Here is a 12,922-nt window from a genome sequence, read left to right on the forward strand (position 1 = left end):
GGAGTGCGGGAACTGTTCACGAGAACGGGTTGGGGGTGCGGGGTGAGTGCGGTGACGCCGACGCGGGATCGGATCATCGGCTCGGCGGTGGACCTGTTCGGTCGGCGTGGCGTGGACGCCGTGTCACTGGACGAGATCGCCCGCGACGTGGGCGTCCGCAAGCAGACCGTGCTCTATTGGTTCGCGTCGAAGGATGCGCTCGTCGACGGGGTACTCGACGCGGTGTCCGACGAGATGTCCGTGGTGATCGACGCCGCCGTGCGGGCGGCACCGGATGATCCCCTCGAACGGATCGACGCGGTCGTCCGCGCGGTGTTCCGACCTGCGGTGAGACGGCCGGCGCTGCTCGGACTCTTCCGCGAGGTGAGCCGGCTGGACGCCGCGCAGGCCGACCGTCTCCGGGTGCGGATTCAGCCCCTCGTGGATGACGCCTTGATCTACCTCGCGAAGGAGATGGAGGCCGGCCGACTGCGTCGGGGGGATCCGGGGCTCATCGCTGCACTCGGCTACGCGACCCTCACGGGCATCGCGACCGAACCCGAAGCGTTGCGGGCGGTCGGTTGGACGGTCGATGCTGCAGGACTGCGGCGCCTCCGAGACGAACTCCGGTCGTTCCTGCGGGCGGCCTTGGCGCCCTGAACGACGGGTGCCTTCAGTTCGCGTCGACCGAGGCGAGCCGTTGATCGAGCACTGCCAGTTCGTTGACGACGTCATCGAGTCGAGCGCGGACCGAATCGAGTTCGAGCCGAATTCGCTCGATGTCGCTCGCCTCGCCTCGAGCGGGTTCGACCCCGCGACCCATGAGAATCCACGAGATGCTCACGCCGAGCATCCCCGCGAGCTTGCTGACCCGGTGACCGCGTGGGGAGGTCTCGCCCGATTCCCACTTCGCGATCGTCGACTCCTTCACACCGACTCGGTCGGCCATCTCGCGCTGGGACAGACCGGCTGCGATCCGGGCATGGGCCAAGCGGGCACCGATGTGGTGTTCATCGTCGAGCGGGCCCTCTCCGGCGTCCTCGGGGTCGTGCTCGGCGAAGAAACGGGCCAGGTCGTCGTCATTCCCGGCGGGGGTCGACGAGGGCTCAGGCGGTTGCCGGCTGGTGCGTGCTTCGGTGTTCATGTGTCCTTTCGGGGCCGAACCGTTCACGGTACCGGCGTCGAGACGTTCCTCAGTGGACGTCCCACATCACGCGGTCGAGCAGCTCGTCGACCGCCGCGAACGCCGCGTTGGCACCGGATGCGGTGACGATTCGACCGTCGTCGCTCCGCACGATCCGCTCGGACTGAACCGTCGCACCGAGGCGTGCCAGGTCCTTCTGTGCGAGCCAGTGTCCCGTCGACTTCTGACCGTCGAGGCGCCCCGCCGATGCGAGCAGCAGGCTGCCGGTCGAGATCGCCAAGACGCCCCGGGCCGACTGCGCGGTGGTGGACAGCCACGACATCACGGTCGTGTCCGCGACCAGGCGCTCCCACCCGATTCCGCCAGGGATCACGATCACATCGGCGGGCGGAGCATCGGCAGGAGTCGCATCGATGTCGACGTAGCGGGCGGGTTCCACGGCGTGGACATGGTCGACGCCCGTCCCGACGAAGACGACGTCGGCGTTCAGCCGCTCGGCCATCCTCCGCACCGGTTCGTCGATCTCGGCCGAGGTGACGCCTTGGAAGACGAGGACAGCGATGCGCCAATCCGCATCGGGCCGTCGCGTCGCTCGCAGCGGCGGGAGCTGTCCGGGCCCGGACGTCGGCGGCCGTGGCGGTCGATTCCACAGCGACTCCACGGCGCCCGCGATCCGTTGCCATCCGGTCGGTTCGGCATCGCTGGCATCAGCCGGTGGCACCTCGAAGTCCACCTCGCCAACATAGTGGTGAGCCGCGTGCCTCGACTTCGGCCAGAACTGCGGACGGCGGGAGCGCTAGGTTCCGCCGGAGTATTCGGATGCGACGAGAGGAATCGAAACATGCAGATCGAGCTGGGTGAAACTGCCGCGGTGGTCACGGGCGGAGCCTCGGGCCTCGGGCGGGCGAGCGCCCATGCCCTGGCCCGAGCGGGGGTGAAGGTCGCCGTGTTCGACATCAACGAAGAGGGTGGACGCGCCGTTGCCGACGACATCGGCGGCCTCTTCTGCAAGGTCGACATCCTCGACGAGCAGAGCGTCCTCGACGGATACGCGTTGGCACGTGAGGCACACGGCCAGGAGCGCGTGCTGGTCCACTGCGCGATGGCCGCAAAGGGCGGGAAGACCGTCGGCAAGGACCGCGAATCCGGTGGCTGGAAACGCCTGTCGACGGAGGACTTCGCGTTCGCCGCGGAAGGCATCCTGGTCGCGAGTTACCGGATGGCGTCGCTGTCGGCGCTTGGGATGATCGAGAACCTCGAACCGCTCGAGGACAACGAACGTGGCGTGATCACCCTCACCGCGTCGGTCGCGGCGCAGGACGCGCAGGTCGGCCAGGTCGCTTACGGCTCGTGCAAGGCCGGCGTCAACGGTCTCGTCCTGCCGATCGCCCGCGATCTGATGAACGAGGGCGTCCGGATCAACTCGATCATGCCCGGGATCTTCGCGACACCGCCGATGCTGGGCGTGCCCGAGAAGGTGCTCGAGAATCTGAGCAACTCGGTGCCGTTCCCGAAGCGTCTCGGCAACCCCGACGAGTTCGGCTCGCTGGTTCTCGAACTGGTGCGGAACACCTACTTCAACGGCCAGAACATCCGCCTCGACGGAGCGATCCGGATGCCGCCCCGCTGAGCTGCGGCTACCGACCGAGTCGGGTTCCGCCCGATCTGCCACTCAGTGTTTCGTGTTGCGGCGGCGACGGCCGTGGCGTTCGATGGCGAGCTCGACGAGCCGGTCGATGATCTCCGGGTAGCTCACACCGTCGGAGATCCACATCTTCGGGAACATCGAGATCGGGGTGAACCCGGGCATCGTGTTGACCTCGTTGCAGAGAAAGCCGCGTCCGCGACCGGTGTGGTCGGCCGGGTCCTCCCAGAAGAAGTCGACGCGGGCCAGACCTTCGCAGCGAAGTGCGCGATAGGTCCGGATCGCCAGCTCGCGTGCTTCGGCGAGAGCCGCGTCGCCGATCGGGGCCGGAATCAGCGCGTACGACTGGTCGGACACGTACTTGTCGTCGTAGCTGTAGAAGTCGTCGCCGGGAACGATCTCCCCCGGAGTGGCTGCCTGCGGCTCGAGATTGCCGAGGACCGCGACCTCGATCTCCTTGCCGGTGATCGCCTCCTCGACGACGATCCACTCGTCGTAGCTGAGGGCGACGTCGATCGCGTCACGGACCTCGTCGATCGTGCGAGCCTTCGACACCCCGACCGACGAGCCCATGTTCGCCGGCTTGACGAACACCGGCAGGCCGAGTTCCTCGACGATGTCGTCGGGCAGGCTCGGCGTGAGGTCGTGCTCGGCGAAGCTGCGAGAGCGCGCCTGCGGGATTCCGGCGGCGGCCAGCACCTGCTTGGCCATCGCCTTGTCCATCGCGACGGCCGACGCGAGGACTCCCGCGCCGACGTAGGGGAGGTTGGCCAACTCGACGAGGCCCTGAACCGTCCCGTCCTCTCCCATCGGGCCGTGGAGCAATGGCATCACGACCGTGGTCGACGGCTCGGTCGCCGCTGCGGAGAGCAGCGCGGTCGGCGAGACCTCGGTGCCGTCGGGATCCAAGCGCCCCGGGAGCGCATCCTGGCCCGACTCGAGCGCGTCGAGCGCCGACGTGGCGACGGCCCACCGCCCGCCCGTCGAGATGCCGACGGGGGTGATGCGGTACTTGTCGGTGTCGGCGGCGGCGAGGACGTGCGCCGCCGTGGTGCAGGACACGTCATGTTCGGCGGACTCACCACCGAACAGCACGATCAGGTTGATTCGTTCGTCCGGCTGGTCGGCGGGTGGATTGGTCGCGCGGATCCCGGTTCCGGTCATGTGCACGACGGTACCGTTCGACGTCATGAAGATGCTGGCATCGGAGGCCGCCCACGCGATCGGGGGCCGACTGCTCGGACCGGACGTCGAATTCGACGGCGTGTCCTTCGATTCCCGGGTGACCGAGCCACATCAGCTCTTCGTGCCGATCGTCGCAGAGCGGAACGGGCACGACTTCATCGGTGCCGCGTACGACGCCGGCGCCGCGCTCCACCTGACGAGCGAGGCGGACCCGTTCCGGCGCGACCACACCGCGATCGAGGTCGCCGACACCGCGACGGCGCTGATGGCGTTGGCCGCGCATGGCCGCTCTCGCAGTGACGCTCAGGTCGTCGGAGTCACCGGCAGCGTCGGGAAGACGTCGACCAAGGATCTGATCGCCGCAGCCTGTTCGACCACGTTGCGGACCACTGCGAACGAGCGCAGCTTCAACAACGAACAGGGACTGCCGGTGACGATCCTCAACGCCCCCGACGACGTCGAGGCGCTGGTGCTCGAGATGGGGATGCGCGGGTTCGGCGAGATCTCCGCCCTCTGCGAAGTCGCACGGCCGTCGATCGGTGTGGTCACCGCCGTCGGGCATTCCCACACCGAGCGGGTCGGAGGCATCGAAGGAGTCGCACGCGCGAAGCGGGAACTGGTCGAAGCGCTCCCGAAGGACGGAACCGCGATTCTCAACGCCGATGACGGACGCGTCGCCGCGATGGTGTCGCACACCGGAGCGTCGGTCGTGACGTACGGCCACGCCGGGGACGTACGGATCGCCGACCTGGTTCTCGACGATCGCGCCCGGCCGCACTTCACGATCGACACTCCGTGGGGGAGCGAACCGGTTCGACTCGCCGTCAGCGGAGAGCACATGGCGATGAACGCTGCTGCGGCGATCGCCGTGGCCGGGTCGCTCGGCGTCGATCTGGATGCCGCGGTCGCCGGTCTGGCCGGCGCCGCGATCTCCGGAATGCGGATGGAGACGATCGAACTCGACAGCGGTGCGATCGTCATCAACGACGCCTACAACGCGAACCCGACGTCGATGGCCGCGGCGCTCGACGCGATCGTCGCGATGAAAGCGCGTCGACGGTTCGCCGTACTCGGGCTGATGGGCGAACTCGACGATCCAGTCACCGGTCATCGAGATGTTGCGCGGCGGGCCGAGGCACTCGGCATCGAACTGATCGCAGTGGGAACCGACCTGTACGGCGTCCGCGCGGCCATCGACCCGCTCGACACGTTGAGCGACCTCGGCGACGGCGATGTGGTGCTCGTCAAGGCCAGCCGATCGGCAGGTCTGGAGCGCGTCGTCACCGCGCTCGTGACCGCCGGTGCCTGACCCCAGCGGTCACGGTCACGTCGCGGGGCGGACGGTGACGGATCCGTTGTCGGCCGTGAGATCGATCAGACGATCGCTCGCGGGGTCGGTGCGGACGGCGTTGTCGCGCGAACCGTTGTCGGTGGACAGGTCGACGCGGTAGAGCACGTCCTCGTCAGGGACGGTGACCTCGATCGAACCGTTGTCCGTGCGTCCCGTCACGGTCGTGGGTGGCTCGGCGAAGGCGAGTTCGATCCGGCCGTTCGACGTCGAGGCGTCGACGATTCCTGACGTGAGTCTGGTGCCGACGATCCGGCCGTTGTCGTTGCTCGCGCGGACCTGGCCGCTGACGCCGTCGAGGTCGATCGAACCGTTGTCGTTGTCGACGTCGAGCCGCGAGGCGAATCCTCGCACGAGCACCGATCCGTTCGACGCGTCGACGGTGATCGGGCGGTCGGCCGGCACCGAGACGGTGAAGTCGACCTCACACCACACCGACGACAGCGCCGGGCAGTCGCCGCGGATCTCGAGCACGCCAGAGACGACTTCGGCGTCCACGTCGGTCGCGAACAGCCCGTCGCTCACGTCGGCGGTCACCGTGACGGTCTCGACAGGTTCGGCGATGACCGTGATCGATCCGTCCTCGCTGCGGATGTCGACCGCGCGGACGTCGTCCGCAGCGAAGCTGAAATCCTCCTGGTACTCGCCGTGCGCGAGCACGCCGATCACGTTCATCGTTCCCCAGAACAATGACGCGACGGCCAACAGACCGCCGAGGGCCAGCCAGGCGACCCGCGCCGTGCGATTGCCCGCACGGTCCGTCGAGGGTGGATCCGCGCTGCGGAACTGGGTGCGGACGTCGTCGGTGAAGTCGGTGGTGGTCATCGCGGTCATCCCTTCACCCACTGCAGCACCGCGAGGACGCGTCGGTGGTCGTCCGGTGCCGGTGGGAGGTCGAGCTTGGTGAAGATGTTGCCGACGTGCTTCTCGACGGCCTTGTCGCTCACCACGAGCGAACGGGCGATCGCCGGGTTGGTCCGGCCTTCGGCCATCAAGGTGAGGACCTCGCGTTCGCGGGCGGTGAGGCGTTCGAGTGGGTCCTGGCGCCGTGTCCGTGCGAGCAGTTGGGCGACGACTTCGGGGTCGAGGACGGTGCCGCCATCGGCGACCTGACGGACCGCTCCCAGGAAGTCGCCGATGTCGGCGATGCGGTCCTTGAGGAGGTAGCCGACTGCGGTCATGTTCGCGCCGAGCAACTCCGTTGCGTACTGCTCCTCGACATACTGCGACAGCACGAGCAGCCCGATGTCGGGAAGCTCCGAGCGGATCTGGAGCGCCGCACGCAATCCGTCGTCGGTGTGCGTCGGTGGCATTCGCACGTCGACGATCGCGAGATCGGGTTCGTGGAGCCGTGCGACTCGGACGAGTTCCTCGGCGTCGCCGACGGTCGCGACCACCTCTTCGCCGGCGTCGGCGAGGATGCGGGTCAATCCGGCGCGGAGGAGAACGGAGTCCTCGGCGATCACGATCCGCATGGCATCTCCACCGAGATCGTCGTCGGGCCACCCTCGGGGCTGATCACGTGCGTCGTCCCTCCCATACCGGCAACACGCTCGCGCATGCCCTGGAGTCCGGTTCCCTTCGATGCGTCGGCACCGCCGTGTCCGTCGTCGCGGATCTCGACCACCAGCCGGTCGGCGGCTCGTGCGATGGAGACGTAGGCGCGTGATGCTCCGCTGTGGCGGGCGACGTTGGCGAGCGCCTCGGTCACGACGAAGTAGGTCGCGCTCTCGACCGCTGCGGGTGGGCGCTCCGCGATCTGCACGTCGAGCGCGACCGGAACCGGTGACCGAGCGACGACGGCGGAGAGGGCGGCGTCGATCCCGCGGTCCTCGAGGATCACCGGGTGGATACCGCGAACCAGGTCGCGGATCTCACCGAGCGCCGCCTTGGCTTCCTCGTGAGCGGCGTCGACCATGTCGCGGCCCGCCTCGGGGTCGTCGTCGAGCTTGTCCCGGGCGGCGCCGAGGTTGGCTGCGAGTGCCACCAGGCGCTGCTGGGCGCCGTCGTGGAGATCGCGCTCGATCCGGCGCCGTTCGGCTTCGGCCGAGTCGACCGCGGCGGTCCGGCTGGTCCGGAGCGCGGCGACCTGGGCGGCAAGGCGTTCGTCGTCGGTCGGCCCGAGCATCCGGTCGGCGATCGTCCACTGCGCGGTGGCGGCGCCGATGGTGACCCACGGTGCCACGACGACGAGCCCGACGACGCCGACCGCCAGTGCGATCCAACGCGCCGGTGGGTCCACGCCGATCTCGAAGAAGTAGAACTTGGCCGTCTCGTCGGGGATCGCGTCCACGTAGGCCGGCAGCAGCGTCATTGCCGATGCGCCGCACCATGCCGCGGCGACGACGGCGTAGCTCAACGTGTTGACCGGAAGGCTGACCAAGTGGTGTGCGATCTCGCGCCACCTCGCTTTGGAGCGCAGCCGCTCGGCCAGGCGGCCGAACCAGGTCTCCCGTGTGAGCGGTGCGACCGAATCGGCGATGGGCGCGGCGAACGCGCCGGCCCGTGACCGCTCGACGTGGGCGAGTCCGCGAGACACCATCAGCCCCACCCAACCGACCGGAATGCCGAGCAGGAACGCCGGCATCAACCCGATCGACAGCGCGATCGCGATGACCGTGATCGTGAAGGCGATGATCCCGACGGGGAGGCCGACGGCGACGTAGGCGATCGCCCCGAACAGAGGGCCGGGCCGCGTCCACGGTCTCAATGGATTGACCATGATTCGTGTCATCGTAGATGTCAGTCCGTGGCGATCGCTGTGAGGATGTCGAGGCGGCCGGCGCGGCGCGCTGGTCGCCATGCAGCGGCGACACCGGCGAGAGCCGCGAGGACGACGACGATGGCGAGCGATGTCGTCGGCACGGCGAACCCGCCGAAGCCTTCCTGAGCGCCGAGCGCCCGCATCAGCCCCCAGCCGAGGAAGGTGCCGAGGCCGACGCCACCGATCGTGCCGAACACGGCGACGATCACCGATTCCCACCGCACGGTGGCGCGGACCTGTGATCGGGTCTGGCCGACCGCTCGCAGCAGACCGAGCTCACGAGTCCGCTCGTGAATCGAGAGCGACAGCGTGTTCGCGATGCCCATCAGGGCGATCAGGATCGCGAGTCCGAGCATGCCGTACACGAAGAACAGCATCTGGTCGATCTCGGAGCCGAGACCGTCGATGTACTCCGATCGGGTCTGGGCGTCCGGTGCACCGTTGCGTGCAGCAACGGTGTTCACGGCCGCCTGTCCGTCGGCCTCCGACACTCCGTCGGCCAGATCGATCAGCACGACCACGTCGCTCGGTTGGTCGGCGTGCGGCGCCCAATCCTCCGGCGTCATGATGACGTCGCCGACGTTCATCGTGTTGTCGTAGAGGGCCGACACGGTGAGCACCTCGGAGCCGCCGTCGGCGTACTCGACCAGCACCTCTGAGTCGATGTCCAATGCGCGGTCCTCGGCGTAGCCGGTGCTGATGGCCAGGTGTCCGGCCGTGACGTCATCGAGCGAGCCGCTCATCACGCCGATGTCGAGCAAGTCGTCGAGGGACGAGGGATCGATCACCGATGGATCGATCGTCTCGCCGTCGGCGACGACGACGGCGTTCGACATCCCCGCAGCGATCTCGACCTCCGGAAGTCGAGCGACCTCGGCAGCGACGGCGGGGCTCAGGCCGGCCTGGCCGAACTGGTCCGGTACGAGCACGAGGTCGCCGCCGAAGTTCTGATTGACGGTGTCGTCGACGCTCGCCTTGATCGATGCGCCGAACGTGGTGAAGAGGGCGACGACGGCCGTGCCCACCATGAGTGCCGAGGCGCTCCCGGCGGTTCGCTTGGGGTCGCGCATCGCATTCCGACGAGCGAGGCGTCCGTTCTGGCCGCGGAGGACTGCGGGGCCGAGCCCGAGCACCGCTGCCGCCGGTCGGGCGACGACGGGTCCGAGGACCACGGCACCGACCAGCGTGGCCAGGGCACCGATGCCCGCTTGGGTGAGGGGTTGCCGGGCACCGGTCGCCGTGGCGACGACCGCGATTCCGACCGCTCCGATCGCCGCGCCTGCCAGGAGGCGAATCTTCGAATTCGCCGATGAGTCCACCGCGGAGTCGCGCAGTGCCGCGAGCGGAGCGACCTTCGATGCGCGAAGCGCAGGAAGCAGGCTGGCGAGGACCGTCGCACCGATGCCGACGGCGACGCTGATCAGGACCGTCGTGGACGTGACCACGATGCCGTCGATCCCGACGTCGAGGCCGGCGTTGTCCATCAAGGTCTTGAGTCCGAGCGCCAGACCCGAGCCGACGGCGAGGCCGGCGGCCGAGGCGACGATGCCGATGACGAGCGCCTCGACCACGATCGACGAGAGGACCTGGCGACGGGATGCCCCGATCGCTCGGAGGAGAGCCGACTCGCGGGTGCGTTGGGCGACGAGGATCGAGAACGTGTTGTGGATGCTGAACCCGGCGACGACGAGGGCGATGACGGCGAACGCCACCATGATCGTCCGGAACATCGCGAGGAAGTCGCTCTGGATGTCGGCCATCATCTCGGCGGTGAGTTCGGTCCCCGTCACGGCCTCGATTCCGGAGGGAAGGGTCGCGGCGATGGCGTCTCGGAGTTCGTCCTCGCCGATGCCGGTTTCGGCGGCGACACGGAAGGTCGACCACTCGCCCGGTTCGCCGACCAGAGAGATGGCGACGGCGTCGGTGAACGCCGCGTGGGTCGCCGGGCCTGCCGAATCGGCCCCACCGAACGTGGCGATGCCGACCACCGTGACATCGACGGGCTGGGGAGCGTTGATCGTGGTGCGGTCGCCGATCGCGAGCTCGCCGGTGTCGGCGGATGCGCGGTCGATCACGACCTCGTACGGCTCACCGGTCGCGACGTCGCGAGGCGCCCGGCCGTCGGCCAGTGACCACGGGTTGACCGGGGAGTCGCCGACCCAGTTGGTGGCCGTCGTGGGTGGTCCGTCGCCGCCGATCGCGTCTCCGTCGGCGCCGACGATCTGACCGTAGCCCTCGACGATCGGCTCGACCGCGGCGACGCCCTCGGTGGAGGCGATGCGCGATTCGATCGACGCGTCGATGCCGTCTCGGGTGAGGGTGTCACCCGAGCCGAACACCGTGTCGTTGCGGACGACGACAGCCGTTCCGGCGTTCGCCTCGCTGAACAGATCGTCGAAGCCGGCGGTCATGGTGCTGCCGACCGTGAGTGACGCCGTGAGGAATGCGACGCCGAGCAGGACGGCGGTGGTCGTTGCGAGGAGCCGCCGCTTGTGGCTCCAGATGCCGTTGCGGATGATGCGCCACATGTCAGGCTCCGAACGCCTTCATCCGGTCGAGCACCCGGTCGGCGCTCGGTGCGGCCATCGAGTCGACGATGCGGCCATCTGCGAGGAACAGCACGGTGTCGGCATACGCGGCGGCAACCGGGTCGTGGGTGACCATCACCACGGTCTGGGCGAAGCGGTCGACGGCATAGCGCATGAACCCGAGGATCTCGGTGCCGGTGGTGCTGTCGAGGTTGCCGGTCGGCTCGTCGGCGAAGATCAACTCGGGCTGATTGGCGAGCGCCCGCGCGACCGCGACGCGCTGCTGTTGCCCGCCCGACAGTTCACTCGGGCGGTGGGACAGGCGGTCGGTCAGGCCGACGGTCTGGATCACCGTGTCGAGCCACTCGCCGTCGGGCTTCGTGCCGGCGAGATCCATCGGGAGGGTGATGTTCTCGCGTGCCGACAGCATCGGCAGCAGGTTGAACGACTGGAACACGAAGCCGATTCGTTCTCGGCGCAGCCGTGTCAGCTCGCGATCGGAGAGCGACCCGAGGTCGACATCGCCGACGAACACGTTTCCGTCCGAGAGCGTGTCGAGTCCGGCGAGACAGTGCATCAGGGTGCTCTTGCCCGAACCGGAGGGGCCCATGATCGCGGTGAATCGACCCGAGGGGAGATCGACGTCGATCCCGTCCAGCGCGCGAACTTCGGTGCCCCCACGGCCGTAGATCTTCGTGGCGTTGCGGGTGCGGGCGGCGTGCGGTGTCGGCGCTGCCGTCGGCGCAGGATCCGTGTCGAGGGTGTCGGGGGGTGGGAGCAGGCTCGTGTCCATGCCGACCATCGTGCGCCTGGGACGGAGCGCCGGGCGATGGTGCCCACTCGTGTCTTCGGGGTAGGGAAATCCCCACCCGGATCAAGCGGGGTCGGGCCCCGGTTGATCCATCAGTTGGTGACGAGTGGTGCCTCGCCACCGTCGGCTTCGCTGAGGAACGCCGATGGTGGCTGTCGGCGGAGGTCGAGCCACCACGCGAGGAAGAACGCCCACGCGGCGCCGATCCCGAGGACCCAGCGGGGGCCGATCACCTCGAACAGCACGCCGCCGATGAGGTTCCCGATCGGGACGGTTCCGCCGAACACCATGAACCACAGCGGCATCACCGATGCGCGCTCGCCGTCCTTCATGTTCAACTGCAGCGACGTCGTGATCGCGGTCGCGGTCATGAAGTAGAAGAACCCGAGCACGAACCCGACGGGGAACGGGGCGATGGGATCGCGGAGCTGCGAGAAGATGAGCAGGGCCGTGCCGTAGCCGATGAATCCGTACACGATCAGCACGCGGCGATGGAAGGACGACAGGAACGTGCCGACCGAGATCGCGCCGAAGAACGCACCGAATCCCCAGGCGGCGTAGAGCCAGCGGTAGGTCGACGACTTGGCGGGGATCCCGAAGTTGAGCTCGGCGACCGAGGGGAACAGGCCGACGTAGATGAGGCTGATCAGCGAGAACGAGAACATGCCGATCAGGAGCCGGTTGAGGACCAAGCGGTTCCTGGCGATCGTGATGCCGACGCCGAGTTGGCGCCAGCCGCGCACGAGCGTGTCGGCCTTGACGTCGGGCATCTTGACGAGCACCAGTGCGGCGATGAAGAACAGGTACGTGATCGCGTTGATGACGAAGATCCATGCCACCGACAAGCCGAACGCAGCCAGGATCGCGGCGGCGACGGGACCCATCACCCGCGTCCCGTTGAGCATCGCGGAGTTGAGACTGATCGCTCCCGGCAGGTCCTCGCGCCGGACGAGCAACGGCATCGTCGCCTGGAACGCAGGGGCGTTCAATGCGTTGGCCGACCCGATGCCCAACTGCACCAGGAAGATCCAGACGAGGCTGGAATCCTGAGCGACGAAGTACGCGGTACCGAGTGTGAGCACTGCCGAGATCGTCTGCATCCACAGCATCAGCTTCTGCTTCGACACCTTGTCGGCGAGCGCTCCACCGGGGATCGACAGCAGGAGCAGCGGACCGAGCTGCACGGCGATGGTGACACCCACGAGCGCCGGGCTCGACGTGCGATCCTGGACGTACGCCGGCAGCGTCACGTTCTGCATCCACGTCCCGATCTGCGACAGCGCGAGGCCGATGAAGATGACGCGGAACTTCGGGTAGGCGAGTGCCGCGCGCGCGGTCCCGGGCTTGAGGCCGTGGGGCAGCGGTGCCGCAGGCGGCGATGGAAAGGCGGCGGGGGTGCTCATGGACGGGTTCGTGCGACGCTACCGGCGCGCTCGTGCCCGCTCCCGACATCGGGCATCCGACACGCGACGTCCGGACGGGCGGCCCCGTGCCATCGGGTGTCTGACACGGAATGGT

General features: G+C 68.3%; 12 protein-coding genes. 3 read left to right on the forward strand and 9 right to left on the reverse strand.

The window, feature by feature from the left end:
- Nucleotides 1-639: TetR/AcrR family transcriptional regulator (locus ON45_RS21900; RefSeq protein WP_148288782.1), on the forward strand; the 639-nt coding region annotated here is incomplete at its 5' end.
- Between the two features lie 13 nt (nt 640-652).
- Here ON45_RS21900 and ON45_RS19110 read toward each other — a convergent pair.
- Nucleotides 653-1,123 (reverse strand): helix-turn-helix domain-containing protein, encoded by a 471-nt coding sequence (locus ON45_RS19110; protein ID WP_051063399.1) that lies wholly within the window; start codon nt 1,121-1,123, stop codon nt 653-655.
- Nucleotides 1,124-1,172: 49 nt separating this feature from the next.
- A complete protein-coding gene (locus ON45_RS21905; protein ID WP_051063400.1) occupies nt 1,173-1,856 on the reverse strand; it encodes a DJ-1/PfpI family protein in 684 nt (227 codons plus the stop codon).
- A 108-nt stretch (nt 1,857-1,964) separates the two neighbouring features.
- On the opposite strand from ON45_RS21905, the gene ON45_RS19120 reads away from it, so the two are divergent.
- Nucleotides 1,965-2,753 (forward strand): SDR family oxidoreductase, encoded by a 789-nt coding sequence (locus tag ON45_RS19120; RefSeq protein WP_040496127.1) that lies wholly within the window; start codon nt 1,965-1,967, stop codon nt 2,751-2,753.
- 42 nt (nt 2,754-2,795) lie between these two features.
- Here the strand turns inward: ON45_RS19120 and ON45_RS19125 are convergent, their stop codons facing one another.
- The gene (locus ON45_RS19125; protein ID WP_051063401.1) at nt 2,796-3,932 is read right to left on the reverse strand and encodes a D-alanine--D-alanine ligase family protein; all 1,137 of its coding nucleotides are present in this window, start codon (nt 3,930-3,932) and stop codon (nt 2,796-2,798) included.
- 25 nt (nt 3,933-3,957) lie between these two features.
- Between ON45_RS19125 and ON45_RS19130 the strand changes: the two genes are divergently transcribed.
- Nucleotides 3,958-5,262: a UDP-N-acetylmuramoyl-tripeptide--D-alanyl-D-alanine ligase gene (locus ON45_RS19130; RefSeq protein WP_173400705.1), complete on the forward strand. Its 1,305-nt coding sequence runs from the start codon at nt 3,958-3,960 to the stop codon at nt 5,260-5,262.
- Nucleotides 5,263-5,277: 15 nt separating this feature from the next.
- Here ON45_RS19130 and ON45_RS19135 read toward each other — a convergent pair whose 3' ends face one another.
- The 6 genes from ON45_RS19135 to ON45_RS19160 form a co-directional block, all read right to left on the reverse strand.
- The gene (locus ON45_RS19135; protein ID WP_158412528.1) at nt 5,278-6,126 is read right to left on the reverse strand and encodes a DUF4097 family beta strand repeat-containing protein; all 849 of its coding nucleotides are present in this window, start codon (nt 6,124-6,126) and stop codon (nt 5,278-5,280) included.
- Nucleotides 6,127-6,131: 5 nt separating this feature from the next.
- On the reverse strand, nt 6,132-6,776 hold the full coding sequence (locus ON45_RS19140; RefSeq protein ID WP_040496130.1) for a response regulator: 645 nt from the start codon (nt 6,774-6,776) through the stop codon (nt 6,132-6,134).
- Nucleotides 6,764-8,023 carry a sensor histidine kinase gene (locus ON45_RS19145; protein ID WP_051063403.1) on the reverse strand — a complete coding sequence of 420 codons (1,260 nt, stop codon included), beginning with the start codon at nt 8,021-8,023 and terminating at the stop codon, nt 6,764-6,766. The genes ON45_RS19140 and ON45_RS19145 overlap by 13 nt, the downstream gene beginning before the upstream one ends.
- Nucleotides 8,024-8,043: 20 nt before the next feature.
- Nucleotides 8,044-10,593, reverse strand: coding sequence for an ABC transporter permease (locus ON45_RS19150; RefSeq protein ID WP_040496132.1), 2,550 nt, complete (start codon nt 10,591-10,593; stop codon nt 8,044-8,046).
- A gap of 1 nt (nt 10,594) precedes the next feature.
- The gene (locus ON45_RS19155; protein WP_051063405.1) at nt 10,595-11,386 is read right to left on the reverse strand and encodes an ABC transporter ATP-binding protein; all 792 of its coding nucleotides are present in this window, start codon (nt 11,384-11,386) and stop codon (nt 10,595-10,597) included.
- 110 nt (nt 11,387-11,496) lie between these two features.
- Nucleotides 11,497-12,807 (reverse strand): MFS transporter, encoded by a 1,311-nt coding sequence (locus ON45_RS19160; RefSeq protein ID WP_040496134.1) that lies wholly within the window; start codon nt 12,805-12,807, stop codon nt 11,497-11,499.
- Between the last annotated feature and the right edge of the window lie 115 nt (nt 12,808-12,922).

The sequence above is a fragment of the Ilumatobacter nonamiensis YM16-303 genome, from assembly GCF_000350145.1.
Taxonomy (GTDB): domain Bacteria; phylum Actinomycetota; class Acidimicrobiia; order Acidimicrobiales; family Ilumatobacteraceae; genus Ilumatobacter_A; species Ilumatobacter_A nonamiensis.

What these genes read in the sequence shown, in the direction of transcription:
- ON45_RS19110 (WP_051063399.1), bottom strand. Translation starts at nt 1,123, where the DNA reads ATGAACACCGAAGCACGCACCAGCCGGCAACCGCCTGAGCCCTCGTCG.
- ON45_RS19120 (WP_040496127.1), top strand. Translation starts at nt 1,965, where the DNA reads ATGCAGATCGAGCTGGGTGAAACTGCCGCGGTGGTCACGGGCGGAGCC.
- ON45_RS19125 (WP_051063401.1), bottom strand. Translation starts at nt 3,932, where the DNA reads ATGACCGGAACCGGGATCCGCGCGACCAATCCACCCGCCGACCAGCCG.
- ON45_RS19130 (WP_173400705.1), top strand. Translation starts at nt 3,958, where the DNA reads ATGAAGATGCTGGCATCGGAGGCCGCCCACGCGATCGGGGGCCGACTG.
- ON45_RS19135 (WP_158412528.1), bottom strand. Translation starts at nt 6,126, where the DNA reads ATGACCACCACCGACTTCACCGACGACGTCCGCACCCAGTTCCGCAGC.
- ON45_RS19140 (WP_040496130.1), bottom strand. Translation starts at nt 6,776, where the DNA reads ATGCGGATCGTGATCGCCGAGGACTCCGTTCTCCTCCGCGCCGGATTG.
- ON45_RS19145 (WP_051063403.1), bottom strand. Translation starts at nt 8,023, where the DNA reads ATGGTCAATCCATTGAGACCGTGGACGCGGCCCGGCCCTCTGTTCGGG.
- ON45_RS19150 (WP_040496132.1), bottom strand. Translation starts at nt 10,593, where the DNA reads ATGTGGCGCATCATCCGCAACGGCATCTGGAGCCACAAGCGGCGGCTC.
- ON45_RS19155 (WP_051063405.1), bottom strand. Translation starts at nt 11,386, where the DNA reads ATGGACACGAGCCTGCTCCCACCCCCCGACACCCTCGACACGGATCCT.
- ON45_RS19160 (WP_040496134.1), bottom strand. Translation starts at nt 12,807, where the DNA reads ATGAGCACCCCCGCCGCCTTTCCATCGCCGCCTGCGGCACCGCTGCCC.